This window comes from Pantoea sp. NGS-ED-1003, from assembly GCF_000738765.1.
In the GTDB taxonomy this organism is placed as follows: domain Bacteria; phylum Pseudomonadota; class Gammaproteobacteria; order Enterobacterales; family Enterobacteriaceae; genus Pantoea; species Pantoea septica.
In genome coordinates, this window is record NZ_JPQA01000003.1 from 309,418 (window position 1) to 326,722 (window position 17,305).

Consider the following 17,305-nt stretch of genomic DNA (forward strand, 5'->3'; position numbering starts at 1 on the left):
GGTTCTGGTTTGGTCAACGCGGACAATTGCCAGTACATTACATGCTCGTCTATTAGGTTTGCAATGGTAACGCTATGACAATATCTCGCTTTTTCGCTGCTTCATTCGCCACGCTGCTGCTGGCGTCGCCGGTTCTGGCCGAAGAGATCGGCTCGGTAGATACGGTATTCAAGATGTTTGGGCCCGATCATAAGATCGTGGTAGAGGCGTTCGACGATCCAGATGTAAAAAATGTAACCTGTTATATCAGTCGGGCGAAAACCGGCGGCATCAAGGGCGGCCTGGGGCTGGCTGAGGATACCGCCGATGCGGCGATCTCCTGCCAGCAGGTTGGGCCGGTTGAGCTAAGCGACGCCATCGCGCAGGGCAAGGCGCAGGGCGAGGTAGTATTCAAAAAGCGGACCTCGCTGGTGTTTAAAAAGCTGCAGGTGGTGCGTTTCTTCGATCAGAAGCGCCATGCGCTGATCTACCTGAGCTATTCCGACAGGGTCGTGGAGGGCTCGCCGAAGAATGCGTTGAGCGCGGTGCCGATTATGCCGTGGCGGGAATAAAAAAAACGCCCTCCGGGGCGTTTTTTCTTGCTCTTCGATCCGTCTCACCTGCTTGTTAACCCTCTCAGCCGTCTGGCAGGAATGACAGGGTGTCGTCAATTATTCCTGCAGGTCGCCACAGAAGCGGTAGCCTTCGCCGTGAATAGTGGCGATGATTTCCGGCGTGTCGGGCGTAGATTCAAAGTGCTTACGAATGCGACGAATGGTGACGTCAACGGTGCGATCGTGCGGCTTCAGCTCGCGGCCGGTCATTTTCTTCAGCAGATCGGCGCGGGTCTGAATTTTGCCCGGGTTCTCGCAGAAGTGCAGCATGGCGCGGAACTCGCTGCGCGGCAGCTTATACTGTTCGCCGTTCGGGCTGATCAGCGAGCGGCTGTTGATATCCAGCTCCCAGCCGTTGAACTTATAGCTTTCCACCTGACGGCGCTCTTCGCTCGGCATCGCCAGATTCATGGTGCGCGACAGCAGATTGCGCGCGCGGATGGTCAGCTCACGCGGGTTGAAAGGTTTGGTGATGTAGTCATCCGCGCCGATCTCCAGACCAAGGATTTTGTCCACTTCATTATCACGACCGGTCAGGAACATCAGCGCCACGTTTGCCTGCTCGCGCAGCTCGCGCGCCAGCAACAAGCCGTTTTTACCTGGCAGGTTGATATCCATGATTACCAGGTTGACGTCGTTGTCGGTCAATACCTGATGCATTTCAGCGCCGTCGGTTGCCTCATACACGACATAACCTTCCGCCTCAAAAATGCTCTTGAGGGTGTTACGCGTGACCAGTTCGTCTTCAACGATAAGAATGTGTGGGGTCTGCATGTTTCGCTACCTAAAATTTGCCAACAAATCGAAAACAGGGCGTACGCGGGTATTCAGGCTCGCTAAAAAGCGCGGTGTGTGGCGCTTAACCGTTGTACGAAATTATGTTCTTGATACACCATCTATCAACGTCAACAACAGTGTTAGCTCAGCCAGTCAGAATGAATATTGCTTGCCCCAGGAGAGAATCTTTTGGCGCATATCCTAACCGTATTAACAGCAACCTAACAGCACCAACAACAACCGATAAGCATAAAAACAACGCTTCGTTGACTTATATCAAATGCAATTGTAGCACGTTAACACTTATGTGAAAAACTTCTCTTGTAATGCAAGCTTAGCTCACAAAAAATATCAATTTCGCTACATATTCACATTATGTATACGCAAATGATAATTGCAGCAACCCTTCTCTTATTCGTCTGATTAAAAACATTTTTCAGCGTTTAATTTTAGTTATTGCCGATTCAGATCGCTTTGCTGGCTGACAGGGGCGTTTATTAGATTTTAACATCGTTAACAAATTATTTTCTGAACCTGCGACATTCCGGCTTTAACAGCAGCACGTGCTACTATACGGCGCGATTTCTAAACACAAATGGAATAATCATGCGTTTCCCCCTTATTCTGGTTTCGCCCGCCCGGGCGGAAAATATTGGCGCAGCGGCGCGGGCGATGAAAACCATGGGCTTTAACGAGCTGCGCATCGTCGCCAGCGACGCCTGGCAGGATCCTGCCGCCCGTCGCGTGGCGCACGGTGCGGGTGAGATCCTCGATAACCTGCGCACCTTCGACGCCCTGAGCGACGCGCTGGCCGATATCGACTTCTCCGTCGCTACCACGGCGCGCAGCCGCGCCAAATTTCGCTATTATGCCACGCCGCAGCAGGTCGAAGCGCAACTGCTGGAGAAGCGTCAGTGGGTGAACAGCATGGCGCTGGTCTTTGGCCGCGAGGATAGCGGGCTGACCAATGAAGAGCTGGATCAGGTCGATCTGTTGACCGGCATTCCGATGGCGCAGGATTATCCTTCGCTCAACCTCGGTCAGGCGGTCATGGTGTACTGCTATCAGCTCTCCGCGCTTAATCGCGTGGCGCCGCCCGCGGCGCAACAGGCGGACGCGCAGCAGCTGGAGGCGCTGCGTCACCGTTTTGAACGGCTGCTCCAGACGCTTGAGGTCGGCGACGATCGCAAAATGGCCGACTGGATCGATCAGCGTATCGGCCTGCTGGAGCAGCGCGACAGCGCCATGCTGCATCGTCTCCTGCATGATGTAGAAAAAAAACTTATAGATAAATCTTCCTGAAAAAGCGCCTTTCACAGCGGCTGATCGCAAAAAGCGCGCAGCAGGCAAACGATTCTGCAGGCGTTTTCCGGCTCGGCAGGCAGCAGTGCGCAGCGGCGAAAAAGTGGCCGCCGGACAAATTCGTTGACTTGATCGGCGCTTTGCTTTACTTCTGGAAGGCAGACAGACTCTAAAAGACAGACAGAAAAAATCTCAATGCGTAACTCAACCAGCCTGAACATCACCATTATTACAACCACCATTACCACAGGTAAGGGTGCGGGCTGACGCATACAGGAAAAACAGAAAAAAGCCCGCACCTGAACAGTGCGGGCTTTTTTTTCGGCAAAAATTCAGGAGAGCTTTAACATGCGAGTGCTGAAATTCGGTGGGACCTCGGTAGCGAACGCGGAACGTTTTCTTCGCGTCGCTGACATTCTGGAAAGTAATGCGCAGCAGGGACAGGTTGCCACCGTACTCTCTGCACCTGCGAAAATTACCAACCATCTGGTGGCGATGATCGAGAAGACCATCAGCGGCCAGGACGCGTTGCCCAATATCAGCGACGCCGAGCGTATTTTCGACGAACTGCTGCAGGGGCTGGCGCAGCAGCAGCCGGGCTTCGACTATGACGCGCAGAAAACCCGTGTCGACCTGGAGTTCGCCCAGCTGAAACAGGTGCTGCACGGCATCAGCCTGCTGGGACAGTGTCCCGACAGCGTCAACGCCGCCATTATCTGCCGCGGCGAGAAGCTCTCCATCGCCATTATGGAGGCGCTGCTGCTGGCGCGCGGCCACGGCGTCACCGTGATCGATCCGGTGGAGAAGCTGCTGGCCGTCGGCCACTATCTCGAATCCACCGTCGATATCGCCGAATCGACGCGCCGCATCGCCGCCAGCCAGATCCCGCCACAAAATATGATCCTGATGGCTGGCTTTACCGCTGGTAACGAGAAGGGCGAACTGGTGGTGTTGGGGCGTAACGGCTCGGACTACTCCGCCGCGGTGCTGGCCGCCTGTCTGCGCGCCGACTGCTGTGAAATCTGGACCGACGTAGATGGTGTCTACACCTGCGATCCGCGTCAGGTGCCCGACGCGCGCCTGCTGAAGTCGATGTCTTACCAGGAGGCGATGGAGCTCTCCTATTTCGGCGCGAAAGTGCTGCATCCGCGCACCATCGCGCCTATCGCGCAGTTCCAGATCCCGTGCCTGATCAAAAACACCGCCAACCCGCAGGCGCCGGGCACGCTAATCGGCGGCGAAGGGGAGCAGGACGAGAACCCGGTCAAGGGCATCACCAACCTGAATAACATGGCGATGTTCAACGTCTCCGGACCGGGCATGAAGGGCATGGTCGGCATGGCGGCGCGCGTCTTTGCCGCCATGTCGCGCACCGGCATTTCGGTGGTGCTGATTACCCAGTCCTCTTCTGAATACAGCATCAGCTTCTGCGTGCCGCAGAACGAGCTGGCGCGGGCGCGCCGCGTGCTGGAAGAGGAGTTCTACCTGGAGCTGAAAGATGGCCTGCTCGATCCGCTGGGGGTAATGGAACAGCTGGCAGTGATCTCCGTGGTCGGCGACGGGATGCGTACCTTGCGCGGCATCTCCGCTAAATTCTTTTCTGCGCTGGCGCGCGCCAACATCAATATCGTCGCCATCGCGCAGGGCTCGTCAGAGCGCTCTATCTCGGTGGTGGTGAGCAACGATGACGCCACTACCGGCGTGCGCGTGGTGCACCAGATGCTGTTCGCCACCGATCAGGTGATTGAAGTCTTTGTGGTGGGCGTCGGCGGCGTCGGCGGCGCGCTGCTGGATCAGCTCTATCGCCAGCAGGCGTGGCTGAAACAGAAGCATATCGATCTGCGCGTCTGCGGCATCGCCAACTCGCGCGCGCTGCTGACCAACGTGCACGGCATCGATCTGAGCGACTGGAAAGGCGCGCTGAGCGAAGCCAAAGAGCCGTTTAATCCTGACCGCCTGACACGACTGGTGAAAGAGTATCACCTGCTTAACCCGGTAATCGTCGACTGCACCTCCAGCCAGGCGGTGGCCGATCTCTATGCCGATTTCCTCGGCGACGGTTTCCACGTGGTAACGCCGAACAAAAAGGCCAATACCTCTTCCTGGAACTATTACCAGCAGATGCGCGCCGCCGCTGCGAAATCGCGTCGCAAATTCCTCTACGACACTAACGTCGGCGCGGGACTGCCGGTGATTGAAAACCTGCAAAATCTGTTAAACGCTGGCGATGAGCTGATTAAGTTTTCCGGTATCCTCTCTGGTTCGCTCTCCTTTATTTTCGGCAAGCTGGACGAGGGCGTGTCGCTCTCTGCAGCGACGAAGCTGGCGCGCGAGATGGGCTTTACCGAGCCCGATCCGCGCGACGACCTCTCTGGCATGGACGTGGCGCGCAAGCTGCTGATCCTGGCGCGCGAAGCGGGCCATAAGCTGGAGCTGAGCGATATCGAGATCGAGCCGCTGCTGCCTGCCAGCCTGAACGAGATCGCCGATGTCGAAACCTTTATGCAGCGCCTGCCGGAGCTGGACAGCGCTTTCGCAGCGCGCGTCGCCGCCGCGCGTGACGAAGGAAAAGTGTTACGCTTCGTCGGCGCGATCGAAGAGGGCGGTGTCTGCAAAGTGAAGATCGACGCGGTCGACAGCAACGATCCGCTCTATAAAGTGAAAAACGGCGAGAACGCCCTGGCGTTTTACAGCCGTTATTATCAGCCGATCCCGCTGGTGCTGCGCGGATACGGCGCGGGAAATGATGTGACGGCGGCGGGCGTCTTCGCCGATCTGCTGCGCACCCTGTCGTGGAAGTTGGGAGTTTGATGATGGTAAAAATTTACGCACCGGCCTCGATTGGCAACGTCAGCGTCGGCTTCGACGTGCTGGGCGCGGCGGTGTCGCCGGTGGACGGCGCGCTGCTGGGCGACTGCGTCACGGTAGAAGCGGCGCCGCACTTTTCGTTGCAGAACAGCGGACGCTTTGTCAGCAAGCTGCCGGACGATCCCAAAGAGAATATCGTCTATCAGTGCTGGCAGCGCTTTTGCGAAGCGCTCGGCGAAGAGGTGCCGGTGGCGATGACGCTGGAGAAAAATATGCCGATCGGCTCCGGCCTCGGCTCCAGCGCCTGTTCTGTGGTAGCCGGCTTAATGGCGATGAACGAATTCTGCGGCAAGCCACTCAGCGACACCCAACTGCTGACGCTGATGGGCGAGCTGGAAGGGCGCATTTCCGGCAGCGTGCACTACGACAACGTCGCGCCGTGCTTCCTCGGCGGCATCCAGCTGATGCTGGAGGAGAACGGCATCATTAGTCAGGCGGTGCCGGGCTTTGATGACTGGCTGTGGGTGATGGCCTATCCGGGCATTAAAGTCTCCACCGCCGAAGCGCGCGCCATTCTGCCCGCGCAGTATCGCAAAGAGGATGTGATCAAACACGGCCGTCTGCTGGCGGGCTTTATTCACGCCTGTCATAGCGGTCAGCCGCTGCTGGCCGCTAAACTGATGCAGGATGTGATCGCCGAACCTTACCGCACCAAACTGCTGCCGGGCTTTGCCGAGGCGCGGCAGGCCGCCGTCGACATCGGCGCGCTGGCGTGCGGCATTTCGGGTTCCGGCCCGACGCTTTTCGCCGTTTGCAATCAGATGGAAACGGCGCAGCGGATGGCGGACTGGCTGCGCCAGCACTATCTGCAGAATGATGAAGGCTTCGTCCATATTTGCCGTCTTGATACGGCTGGCGCACGTAAACTGGGATAACGCATGAAACTCTATAACCTTAAGGATCATAACGAGCAGGTGAGCTTTTCGCAGGCGGTAAAACAGGGCCTGGGATCGCAACAGGGGCTGTTCTTCCCGCTTGAACTGCCGGAATTCGAGCTGACCGACATCGACGCGATGCTGGAGATGGATTTCGTCAGCCGCAGCAGCAAAATTCTTTCTGCCTATATCGGCGACGAAATCGCGCCGCATCAGCTGGCCGAACGCGTTAAAACCGCCTTTGCGTTTCCCGCGCCGGTGGCGAAAGTCAGCGACGATATCTCCTGTCTGGAGCTGTTCCACGGCCCGACGCTGGCGTTTAAAGATTTCGGCGGCCGCTTTATGGCGCAGATGCTCTCTTACGTTTCAGGCGCGGACGAGCAGATCACTATCCTGACCGCGACCTCTGGCGATACCGGCGCGGCCGTGGCGCACGCCTTTTACGGCATGGAAAACGTCCGCGTGGTGATTCTCTACCCGCAGGGCAAAATCAGCCCGCTGCAGGAGAAGCTGTTCTGCACGCTGGGCGGCAATATCGAAACCATCGCCATCGACGGCGACTTCGACGCCTGTCAGGCGCTGGTGAAGCAGGCGTTCGACGACGAAGAGCTGAAAAAGGCGATCGGCCTGAACTCTGCGAACTCCATCAATATCAGCCGTTTGCTGGCGCAGATTTGCTACTACTTCGAAGCGGTGGCGCAACTGCCGCAGGAGAAACGCAATCAGCTGGTGGTATCGGTGCCGAGCGGCAACTTCGGCGATCTTACCGCCGGCCTGCTGGCGAAATCGCTCGGCCTGCCGATCAAGCGTTTTATCGCCGCCACCAACGCCAACGACACCGTGCCGCGCTTCCTGCAGGGCGGCAGCTGGACGCCGAACGCCACGGTCGCCACGCTGTCGAACGCCATGGACGTCAGCCAGCCGAATAACTGGCCGCGCGTAGAGGAGCTGTTCCGCCGCAAAACCTGGCGCCTGACCGATCTCGCCTACGGCGCGGTGAGCGATGAGACCACCGAGGCGACGATGCGCGAGCTGGCGGAAATCGGCTATATCTCTGAACCCCATGCGGCTATCGCCTATCGTCTGCTGCGCGATCAGCTGCAGGAAGGGGAGTTCGGCCTGTTCCTCGGCACGGCGCACCCGGCGAAATTCAAAGAGAGCGTCGAGGCGATTCTCGGCCAGGCGCTGCCGCTGCCGCAGGAGCTGGCGGACCGCGCCGGCCTGCCGCTGCTGTCGCACGCTATGCAGGCTGATTTCGCGCCGCTGCGCGCGTTTCTGCTGAAGGCGTAATCGCTGACGGCGCGAAGCGCGCTGGTTTGCCCGGCTGCCGGGCATTTATCGGCGCGACTCTGCGTTAGTTATAGACGAGGTTAAAGGTCGCCATACTGTCGGCCTTGCCTGCCGTAATCTGCGGCTCCGTCTGGATATATTGCGCTTTGAACTCCAGCGTCTGGGTCTGATTCGGTGTGTTAAGGGTCGCCAGCACGGGCAGTTGATCGGTAGGCGTATTGAGCGGCACCCGTCCGCCAGCGGCAACCTGCAGGCCGGAACCGTAGGAGAGCGCGACGCCGACGCCCGAGGCGGAGTCAGCCTGGGGCGTCAGCGCCAGCGCATCTTTATCCCCGGCGGCAGCCATGCCGAAGAAGCCGACTCTTACCGAGGCGCTGTTTTCGCACAGGATCTGAATCTGAAACGATTTTTCGCTGCCCGCTTTGCTGCCCACGCCGCTAAATTCGCCTTTACTGACTTTCCCCATGTCCACATTGATCGCCGACTGATTCGACGTTACCGCGCAGCTGCCATATTTCACGGTGAAGCTGGATAAAATAATCTTTGGTTTGTCGGCGATCGGCTGACTGCTGGCGGCGCTGTCGCCTGCCAGTAGCGTGGCGGTGCCAATCGGCGTTTCGGGCACGTTAGCGGGCTGATTACCCGGCTGGAGCGGGGAGCCTTGCGACGGGATTTTATAAAAGACCACGTAAGACTGCAGGGTCAGCGTATTGGCCTGATTGATTTGCGCGCTGGTCATCGAGCTGCAGACAGAGCTGCGTTTGCCTTTCGCCGTCGTATCGTAAAACAGGCCGGCACAGTAAGTGGGTTCTTTAAAACCGATGGCGAAACCGATGCCTTCGGTTCCCGCGATACGATAAATCGGCGTGGTGTGGCCGCCGGCCAGCGTCGCCTGCAGGCCACTCTCTTCGGCATCGATCGCATAGCCGATATCTTTGTAGTTCAGGCCGCTCTCCCCGCTGTTTTTGTTGCAGCTAAAGGCGTTGTTGTTATCCAGCGGCATCTGCGCGGAAATGGGCGTGCCGTCAGCGGCGCCGGGCAGATAGTTGACGTCGTGGGTCTGCACCACAATCTGGCTGACGCCGTGGCACTCCTCCTGGGCGAGCGCCTGCTGGCTGAACAGCGCCGCTAAAACCAGCAGCGGCGGAGTTATGAAGGGGATTACGTTCATTTGAAATTCCTGTTGGTTAGCGGCAGACGGCGGAGATCAGTTTGACCGGGCTGGCTGAAGGCGTGTTCGGCAGACGGAAGGGCGCCTGGCAGGTTTTCGCCACGCCGTCTTCTCGCCAGCTCAGCGTAATGGTGCCCTGCGCGGGCACGCCGCTGAGATAAAGCTGCCCTTTCTCGGCGACGATGCCGCTGGTGCTGCTGCCTTTTCCCTGATCCGGCAGATCCAGCTGCGCCGCCGCGCCGAAGGGCGGCGCCCCATCCCGATAGGCCAGCGTAAACAGCACCCGATTGCCGATATGGGTGGCGTAGTCGATCATCACCACCGCGCCGCGGGTGGGAATGGCGGTCTGCGCGCCCAGTTCGACGTCGACGTTATCCGGCAGCGTATCCGCTTCCAGTTCAATGCTGTTTTTGTGGTAGGGCGACAGCGACGGAACCACCGCATAGCCGCGCCGATCGGTGCTAACGTTGCTGGCGCTCTGGATGGTCACGTCGCTGGCGCCGGGCACCCGGACGATGCCGAAGGTGTCGCCCAGCGGCTGGCTCAGTGTGATGCCATGCGCATGGGCGACAATGCCGCCCGCCAGGCCGTAGCTAAGCTGGCTGCTGCGTTTGTCATGACTGATGCCGAGGCTGGCCGTGCCGCGGCTGCCGCGATAGCTCAGCGAGGCGTTGCTGTTAACGTTCTGTCCTTTGCTGTCGTGACCCTGCTGCAGGCTGTAATAGAGGTTTTTGTTCTCCAGCATCGATCCTGACAGCGCCACCTGCTGGGAGGTATCGCCGCTGTTGTCGGTATTCATGCTGTAGCTGACCGAACTGTCCGGCAGCAGAGCGCTAAGGGGAATGCTGAGGTTAAAGGTAATGGCGCGATCGGCTTTTTTGCTGCCGCTGGAGTCGGTATAAAAGTAACCCACTCCCCAGGAGGCGCTTTTAAAGGTGCTGTAATAGCCGAGATGCAGCGTCCGCTCCTCGCTGCCGGTTCGCCAGTAACTCTGCATATAGGCTGCCAAGCTGAGGCTGCCGTAGGCGCCGAATCCCTGTGACACGGATAGCTCTGAACGGCTGCGCTTGTTGTTAACAAAAGAGGTCGGACTCATCAGGGCGTTTGCTTCGCTAAATGAGTAAAAGCCGCCGGAGGAGTAGCGATAGTTCGCCATGCTGAAGGTGGTGTTGGTCGACGCGAAACTTTTCTGATACTGCAACCGCACCGACTGGCCGGCGCTGCGCCTGTTCTGAGGCAGCTCGGTTTTCGCCCAGCTCACATCCACCCCGACGGAACCAAAATCGCCAAATCCTTTCCCCAGCCCCGCCGCCGCGGAATGGTAGTTTTGCGCCACCAGCGCGCCGCCGAAAGCGGTGAAATCCATCGGCAGCCCGTAGAACAAGGTAGATTGCATAAACAGGGGCGAACGCAGCGGCGTGCTGCCAGCATAGTGATAGCGGCCGACGCTGACGCTGTAGCGCTTATGGCCCTGGCGGAGCATAAAAGGAATGGCGGAGTAGGGCTGGGTAAACTTGCGCTCCGAGCCGTCGCTCTCTTTGATGACGACTTCCAGATCGCCGCTTTGCGCCGTGGGATAGAGATCCCTGATCTCGAACGCGCCGGGCGCGACCTGAGTTTCATAAATGACGTAGCCATGCTGGCTTACCGTCACTCTGGCGTTACTGTGGGCAATACCATGAATAACCGGCGCGAAGCCGCGCTGACTGTCCGGCAGCATCGTGTCGTCAGACATCATCTGCATTCCGCGAAACTGCACGCTGTCGAACACCTCGCCGGAGGTATAGGTATCGCCCACGCGAAACTGACTGCGCAGCATTTTAATATCGCGCTCAAGATAAGTGGTTTGCGACTGCCAGTGACTGGTCAGATCGTAACGATAGGTAGAGGTATTGCGCAGACGCCAGGCGCCGAGATTGACGCCGCTGCGCAGGCTCAGCAGGGAAGATTGCCAGTCGCTACCCTCATTACGGGAGCGGGTGCCGGAAAGGGTGTAATCAACGAAGGCCGCCGGAACGCCCTCATCCCACCTTGCCGGATCGATATAGTCGCCTTTTTTTTCCGTCAGGGCGATTTGCGGAATACTGATCGTCAGCTGCTGCTGCGAAAAGTCGAACCGCGTCGAGGCGTCGGGGATAAAGTCGCCCAGCTCCTGTATCATTTCGCCCTCTTTAAGCCGGTCGAAAGCGGAAAACGCGCGCACGTTGACGCCCATCTCCGCCAGCTGACGCACCGTCAGTAGCGGAACCAGCCCATTACGTCCTTCGACAAAGGTCACGTCGCGACTCTCCCAGACATTATTATTCAGCAAAACGGTGACGTGATAGGTGCCCGGCTGCTCGCCGCCTTCCCGGCTGAAATAGTGCAGATCGGCGGTTTTCTGCTGCTCCGAAGAGAACTCCAGCGCCGCGGGATTGAAATAATCCTCTGCAAAAGCGGTACGCGCCGGACTCATCAGTATCAGCACGCCAGGCAGACCCGCCAGCCAGGGATGCAGGGGATAAGCATGGCGTTTTTTCGCCTTAGAGGCGGCGTTGAGCGTCGGGATGCTTACTTTCACGTCGATATATCCAGAGGCAATCCGCTTCGAGAAAGCTTTACGCTGCGCGGATCGGGAGAATTAACGGGTCTGCTCCGGCGTGGTGCCGCCAAAGTCGTTAATCGCCGACCAGGTCACGGGACCGGTACCGGCGGCTGTCCAGCGCCGATCTTCGCCTGGACCAATCATGCCGGGCTGCTGAATCTCATGGCCGCCGACGCTCAGGCGGTAAAAAGAGACGAAATAGGGCGTCGGGTTATGGCTAATGAGCTGATTGCCCTCGCGGCGAAACGTCAGCTGGCGCCAGGCCTCTGCGGGCGAGCCGGTTAATCCTTTGGGACGGTAAAAAAGTTTGAATTTAGATTTGATATTAATTTGCAGCTGATTGCTTTGATCGCGCGAAGAAGGCGCAATGGATTTAATGTTTAGCCAGAATACGGACTCACGATCTTTCGGCAGCGGCAGACCGTTATAATTAATACGCAAGATATTCTCTTTTTCCGCGTCGAGACGGAATAGCGGCGGCGTCACGATAAAAGGCACAGGCGTTTTACTGTTATCGCTATTTTCAACCCACGACTGCACCAGATAAGGCGTATCTTTATCCTCATTGGTTACGGTCAGCGTGGCTTCTTTTTTTCCTTCCTGGAAAACGACGCGCGTTCCGCCCATCACTATCCCCGCCTGCGCCGCGATACTCAGCAGAGAGGCTGACAGGAGAACGAGAGGTCTGATTTTTTTTAAAATAAAAAATGTCATTGCGGGTGATCTTTTTCAGGAGGTCGCAGGCAGGGTTTCCCCTGCCGTCGATTAGTTGTAAACCATGACGAAATTAGAGGTGGCGTTCGCGGGTCCCGCGGCGATATCTGCACCATCGCTTTTATAATCGGCGAAGAAATTCAGGTCGGCAGAACCGCCATCTTTGCCGCTGCCGGCGGTAACGCTAACTGGTTTTGAAATCGAGCCGATGGCCACCGGCGTGGCGCGGTCGGACTCATAGAGTTTGATACCGACGCCGGTCGCGGTACCGGTGGTTTTCAGCAGCGTGCTGTCGCTGCTATCTTTATCACCGTCAAACAGCACGGCCACGCTGGCGACCGACTGAGGGCAATTTTTCACTGAAATCTTGAAAGGGGTTTGCGTGGTCTCGGTGCGGCTTTCAAAGTAGGACTTCGCCCATTTGCCTAAATCCACGGTCTGGCTTTTGCTTGCCGCGGAAATTTCGCAGGAGACGTCGGTGATTTCGCCGGTAAATTTCACTTCGCCACCTGCGCCTTGAGTGCCCGCCTCTGCGCCCGGGTTGGTATGCATAGGCGACGCTCCGTCAGTGGGCGTCGCAAACGCCGCGCCGGAGGTCATCAGACCCGCCAGGAACACTGGCAGCACGCTGTTTTTAATCTTCATTGAAAACATCTCTTTTCAGTTCATGCAAAATAATCAGGGGAAACTTTTCCCTGTTGCCTAATTACATTTCAAAAGCAGCTATAGCCCTTGCTTTCCTGAGCGGGCTATCAGGCGCTTAGTATTCCTGATTTTTTATATATCGAGATTAAACAGGCGAAACTTTGATAAATAACGGCTGTTTTATTATGAAAGGATTGTACGAGATTAACTTTATTTAAAATTAGCTTGCCAATAAAATATCGATGTTAATTTTTTTGAGGTTGTGTGAAGGGTGGTTATTCTATTAATACTTTTGTTGCTCAGGTGCTAATTAAATGGAGAATACCCGCGCCTGCCAGCACGAATATCGCTTCCAGGCTACACCGCCGCTGAATCCAGCGCGCTTTTGCCGCCGCGCAGTCGGGCGGCAAAAGCCTGCGCTTATTTCTGCTCGTAACGCTTAAACACCAGCTCGTTTTCGCTGCTGCTCGCCTTATCGAAGAAATAGCCGTCTACATCGAACTGCTTCAGCGCCTCGGGGTTGGTCAGGCGATGCTGAATGACGTAGCGGCTCATCAGGCCGCGCGCTTTTTTAGCGTAAAAGCTGATCACCTTAAACGCGCCGTTCTTTTCGTCGAGGAACACCGGTTTCACCTGGCGACCTTGCAGCTGCTTCGCCTTAATCGCCCGGAAATACTCGTCCGACGCCAGGTTAATCAGCACGTCGTCGCCCTGTTCCTGCAGCGCGGCGTTGAGATGCTGCGTCAGCAGATCGCCCCAGAAGCTGTAGAGATCTTTGCCTGCCGGGCTGGCGAGCTTAATGCCCATCTCGAGACGATAGGGCTGCATCAGGTCAAGCGGCCGCAGCACGCCGTACAGGCCGGAGAGCATGCGCAGATGCTGCTGGGCGAAGTCGAAATCCGCTTCGCTAAAGCTCTCCGCCTGCAGGCCGGTGTAGACATCGCCTTTAAACGCCAGAATCGCCTGGCGCGCATTCTCCGGCGTAAAGTCGGGCTGCCAGCTGTTGAAGCGTTCGGCATTCAGGTGCGCCAGCTTGGCGCTGATGCCCATAAGCGAAGCGATTTGCGCCGGTGAGAGATCGCGCGCCACCTCAATCAGCTGTTGTGATTTTTCTAACAGCGCGGGCTGGGTATAGCGCTGGGTCGCCAGCGGGCTGCTAAAATCGAGCGTTTTGGCGGGTGAGATCACCATTAACATAGTCGCTTCCTCGGTTATCCTTTGTCGCTACAGGGAAATGTCACTTGTTAGGCCGCCGAGTGTAACAAAAAAGCCGCAGCGACAGGCAAATCGCAGCCATTCGTTCGCGCTATCGTAAACGGCATCTGGCGACCTTGCGCCTCGGTTGCTGCATGATATTATCGCAACAGCCTTTTTCACCCTGACATTACATAAGAGACAACAGACATGACGGACAAACTGACCTCCTTGCGTCAACTCACCACCGTTGTCGCCGACACCGGCGATATCGCAGCCATGAAGCTCTATCAGCCGCAAGACGCCACCACTAACCCTTCTCTGATCCTGAACGCCGCGCAGATCCCTGAATACCGCAAGCTGATCGACGAAGCGATTAGCTGGGCGCGCGAGCAGAACGGCAGCAAAGATGAGCTGATCTCGCTGGTGTCGGACAAACTGGCCGTCAACATTGGTCTGGAAATCCTCAAGCTGATCCCGGGCCGCATCTCGACCGAAGTCGACGCGCGTCTCTCTTACGACACCGAAGGCAGCATCGCCAAAGCGCGCAGCCTGATCAAACTCTACAACGACGCGGGCATCAGCAACGACCGTATCCTGATCAAGCTGGCGTCAACCTGGCAGGGCATCCGCGCGGCGGAGCAGCTGGAAAAAGAGGGCATCAACTGTAACCTGACGCTGCTCTTCTCCTTCGCACAGGCGCGCGCCTGCGCTGAAGCGGGCGTGTTCCTGATTTCACCGTTCGTGGGCCGTATCCTCGACTGGTACAAAAACAACACCGACAAGAAAGAGTATGCGCCGCACGAAGATCCGGGCGTGGTGTCGGTTTCTGAAATCTACAGCTACTACAAGCAGCACGGTTATGAAACCGTGGTAATGGGCGCGAGCTTCCGTAACGTCGGCGAGATCCTGGAGCTGGCGGGCTGCGATCGCCTGACCATTTCTCCGGCGCTGCTGAAAGAGCTGGCGGAGAGCGAAGGCACAGTTGAGCGTAAGCTGAGCTACAGCGGCGACGTTAAAGCGCGTCCGGCGAAGATGACCGAATCTGAGTTCCTGTGGCAGCACAACCAGGATCCGATGGCGGTCGCGAAACTGGCGGAAGGCATCCGCAACTTCGCCGTCGACCAGGGCAAGCTTGAGAAAATGATCGCCGACCTGCTGTAATCCGTTACCGTGGCGGCCGGGCCGCCACGGTTTTCTCTTTGCCTCACTTTCTATTATCCTCTCTGCTATTCCTCTTTTGTCTTACCGCTTTGCGGTTAACCCGGGTAACAACATCATGGATACTTTACGCATTGGCCTGATCTCCGTTTCCGATCGCGCCGCGAACGGCATTTATCAGGATCAGGGCATTCCGGCGCTGGAAGCCTGGCTAAGCAGCGCGCTGGCGACCCCTTTTACGACTGAAACCCGGCTGGTGCCGGATGAGCAGCCGCTGATAGAACAGGCGATCTGCGAGCTGGTGGACGAGCGTTTCTGCCATCTGGTGCTGACCACCGGCGGCACCGGTCCGGCGCGCCGCGACGTCACGCCCGACGCCACGCTGGCGGTGGCCGATCGCGAGATGCCCGGCTTCGGCGAACAGATGCGTCAGATTAGCCTGCAGTTTGTGCCCACCGCCATTCTGTCGCGCCAGGTCGGCGTGATCCGCAAACAGTCGCTGGTGCTGAACCTGCCGGGACAGCCGAAGTCGATTAAAGAGACGCTGGAAGGGGTGAAAGAGGCTGACGGCAAGGTGAAAGTGCCGGGCATTTTCGCTGCTGTACCCTATTGTTTACAGTTGCTGGAGGGGCCTTACGTCGAAACGCATCGCGACGTGGTAGCAGCTTTTCGTCCCAAAAGCGCCATAAAGCAGATAAATAACTAAAAATTCGTCATTTCAGGCATAGGCTCTGGCGAGGCTGGTGTAGTGAAAGATGGACGGTATAGTAAGCGTAAATTTACAAATCCACCTTTACCTCTGGAACCTGTACGCTTATGGATGCACATGCTGCCCATCGCCTGAAAAAACAAGATTACAAAACGCTGTCGCTGGCCGCGCTCGGCGGCGCGCTGGAGTTCTACGACTTTATCATTTTCGTCTTTTTCGCCGCAGTTATCGGCGAACTCTTCTTCCCGCCTGATATTCCTGACTGGCTGCGCCAGCTGCAAACTTTTGCGATTTTCGCCGCCGGCTATCTGGCGCGGCCGCTCGGCGGCTTGATCATGGCGCATTTCGGCGACAAGGTGGGGCGCAAGAAAATGTTTAGCCTGAGCATCCTGCTGATGGCGCTGCCGACGCTGGCGATGGGCGTGCTGCCCACCTACGATACGGCGGGCATCGCCGCGCCGCTGCTGATGCTGCTGCTGCGTCTGCTGCAGGGCGCGGCGATTGGCGGCGAAGTGCCGGGTGCCTGGGTGTTTGTGGCGGAGCATGTGCCGGAAAAGCGCATCGGTTTCGCCTGCGGCACCCTGACCGCCGGGCTCACGGCAGGGATCCTGCTGGGTTCGCTGGTAGCGACCGCCATCAACAGCAGCATGACGCCGCAGACGGTCGCCAGCATCGGCTGGCGTATTCCCTTCTTCCTTGGCGGGCTGTTTGGGCTACTGGCGATGTATCTGCGTCGCTGGCTGCATGAGACACCGGTTTTCCAGCAGATGCAGCAGCGCAAAATGCTGGCTGATACGCTGCCGTTAAAAACCGTACTCACTCAACATAAAGGCGGCGTGCTGCTCTCCATGCTGCTTACCTGGCTGCTTTCCGCCTGTATCGTGGTGGTGATTTTAATGGCACCTGCGCTGATGCAGAAACAGCATGCCATCAGCGCCGCGCTGAGTTTGCAGGCCAACTGTCTGGCGACGGTGATGCTGCTGGCGGGCTGCGTGATTGCCGGATGGCTGGTGGACTGGATGGGCGCGGCGAAAACCCTGGTGGGCGGCTCGCTGCTGCTGGCGTTTTGCAGCTGGCACTTTTTCGCCAGCCAGACGCCGGGTGGCGACGGCCTCTTCTTTAACTACGGGCTGGCGGGGCTGAGCGTCGGTGTGGTAGGCGTGGTGCCTTATCTGATGGTGCGCGCCTTCCCGGCGCCGGTGCGCTTCACCGGCATCTCTTTCTCCTACAATGTTGCCTACGCCATCTTCGGCGGCCTGACGCCCATCTTCATTACGCTGATCCTGCGCCTGACGCCGCTGGCGCCGGCCTGGTACGTGCTGGCGCTGGCGCTGGCCGGATTGCTGATCGGGGTGTGGCTTTACAATGTCGAACGGCAGGGCGCGCTGGCGAGCGACACGCGCCTGTAGCCAGGCGCGTCAG

16 protein-coding genes and 1 other annotated feature are annotated in these 17,305 nt (G+C 57.9%); of the genes, 9 read left to right on the plus strand and 7 right to left on the minus strand.

The annotated features are described in order from the left end of the window. Positions 1 to 74: 74 nt before the first annotated feature. Positions 75 to 551, plus strand: a complete 477-nt coding sequence (gene creA / locus JS46_RS07695; protein WP_033749411.1) for a protein CreA — start codon at positions 75 to 77, stop codon at positions 549 to 551. A gap of 99 nt (positions 552 to 650) precedes the next feature. Here the strand turns inward: creA and arcA are convergent, their stop codons facing one another. Beyond that, positions 651 to 1,367: a two-component system response regulator ArcA gene (gene arcA / locus JS46_RS07700; RefSeq protein WP_033749412.1), complete on the minus strand. Its 717-nt coding sequence runs from the start codon at positions 1,365 to 1,367 to the stop codon at positions 651 to 653. A 609-nt stretch (positions 1,368 to 1,976) separates the two neighbouring features. Here arcA and JS46_RS07705 point away from each other — a divergent pair. Then, positions 1,977 to 2,672, plus strand: coding sequence for a tRNA/rRNA methyltransferase (locus tag JS46_RS07705; protein WP_033749413.1), 696 nt, complete (start codon positions 1,977 to 1,979; stop codon positions 2,670 to 2,672). Positions 2,673 to 2,683: 11 nt separating this feature from the next. On the opposite strand, the gene JS46_RS24110 is transcribed toward JS46_RS07705, so the two are convergent. Continuing rightward, positions 2,684 to 2,899, minus strand: coding sequence for a hypothetical protein (locus JS46_RS24110; protein ID WP_127908366.1), 216 nt, complete (start codon positions 2,897 to 2,899; stop codon positions 2,684 to 2,686). Here JS46_RS24110 and thrL point away from each other — a divergent pair. From thrL to thrC, 4 genes are all read left to right on the plus strand, one after another. Next, entirely contained in the window at positions 2,868 to 2,939 is a 72-nt protein-coding gene (gene thrL, locus JS46_RS24810) for a thr operon leader peptide (protein WP_127908399.1), read from the plus strand. The genes JS46_RS24110 and thrL overlap by 32 nt on opposite strands. Next, positions 2,878 to 2,995 (plus strand) — a sequence feature (Thr leader region). It overlaps the preceding gene by 62 nt. A 25-nt stretch (positions 2,996 to 3,020) precedes the next feature. Beyond that, a complete protein-coding gene (thrA, locus tag JS46_RS07710; RefSeq protein ID WP_033749645.1) occupies positions 3,021 to 5,483 on the plus strand; it encodes a bifunctional aspartate kinase/homoserine dehydrogenase I in 2,463 nt (820 codons plus the stop codon). 2 nt (positions 5,484 to 5,485) lie between these two features. Then, positions 5,486 to 6,415 (plus strand): homoserine kinase, encoded by a 930-nt coding sequence (gene thrB / locus JS46_RS07715; RefSeq protein WP_033749647.1) that lies wholly within the window; start codon positions 5,486 to 5,488, stop codon positions 6,413 to 6,415. Between the two features lie 3 nt (positions 6,416 to 6,418). Further along, positions 6,419 to 7,705 (plus strand): threonine synthase, encoded by a 1,287-nt coding sequence (gene thrC / locus JS46_RS07720; protein WP_033749414.1) that lies wholly within the window; start codon positions 6,419 to 6,421, stop codon positions 7,703 to 7,705. A 64-nt stretch (positions 7,706 to 7,769) separates the two neighbouring features. Here the strand turns inward: thrC and JS46_RS07725 are convergent, their stop codons facing one another. The 5 genes from JS46_RS07725 to yaaA all read right to left on the minus strand — a co-directional run bounded on the left by JS46_RS07725 (position 7,770) and on the right by yaaA (position 14,016). Then, positions 7,770 to 8,876 (minus strand): fimbrial protein, encoded by a 1,107-nt coding sequence (locus JS46_RS07725; RefSeq protein ID WP_033749415.1) that lies wholly within the window; start codon positions 8,874 to 8,876, stop codon positions 7,770 to 7,772. A 16-nt stretch (positions 8,877 to 8,892) separates the two neighbouring features. Further along, positions 8,893 to 11,436, minus strand: a complete 2,544-nt coding sequence (locus tag JS46_RS07730) for a fimbria/pilus outer membrane usher protein (RefSeq protein WP_235212981.1) — start codon at positions 11,434 to 11,436, stop codon at positions 8,893 to 8,895. Positions 11,437 to 11,496: 60 nt separating this feature from the next. After that, positions 11,497 to 12,174, minus strand: a complete 678-nt coding sequence (locus JS46_RS07735; RefSeq protein ID WP_369799147.1) for a molecular chaperone — start codon at positions 12,172 to 12,174, stop codon at positions 11,497 to 11,499. A gap of 51 nt (positions 12,175 to 12,225) precedes the next feature. Further along, positions 12,226 to 12,819, minus strand: a complete 594-nt coding sequence (locus JS46_RS07740) for a fimbrial protein (protein ID WP_033749417.1) — start codon at positions 12,817 to 12,819, stop codon at positions 12,226 to 12,228. A 420-nt stretch (positions 12,820 to 13,239) separates the two neighbouring features. Further along, complete coding sequence (gene yaaA, locus JS46_RS07745; RefSeq protein ID WP_033749418.1) at positions 13,240 to 14,016, minus strand: peroxide stress protein YaaA; 777 nt, start codon at positions 14,014 to 14,016, stop codon at positions 13,240 to 13,242. Positions 14,017 to 14,223: 207 nt separating this feature from the next. On the opposite strand from yaaA, the gene tal reads away from it, so the two are divergent. From tal to JS46_RS07760, 3 genes are all read left to right on the plus strand, one after another. Further along, complete coding sequence (gene tal / locus JS46_RS07750) at positions 14,224 to 15,177, plus strand: transaldolase (RefSeq protein WP_033749420.1); 954 nt, start codon at positions 14,224 to 14,226, stop codon at positions 15,175 to 15,177. Positions 15,178 to 15,292: 115 nt separating this feature from the next. Further along, positions 15,293 to 15,880, plus strand: coding sequence for a molybdopterin adenylyltransferase (gene mog, locus JS46_RS07755; protein WP_033749422.1), 588 nt, complete (start codon positions 15,293 to 15,295; stop codon positions 15,878 to 15,880). Between the two features lie 110 nt (positions 15,881 to 15,990). Beyond that, complete coding sequence (locus JS46_RS07760; protein WP_033749424.1) at positions 15,991 to 17,292, plus strand: MFS transporter; 1,302 nt, start codon at positions 15,991 to 15,993, stop codon at positions 17,290 to 17,292. Positions 17,293 to 17,305: the final 13 nt, after the last annotated feature.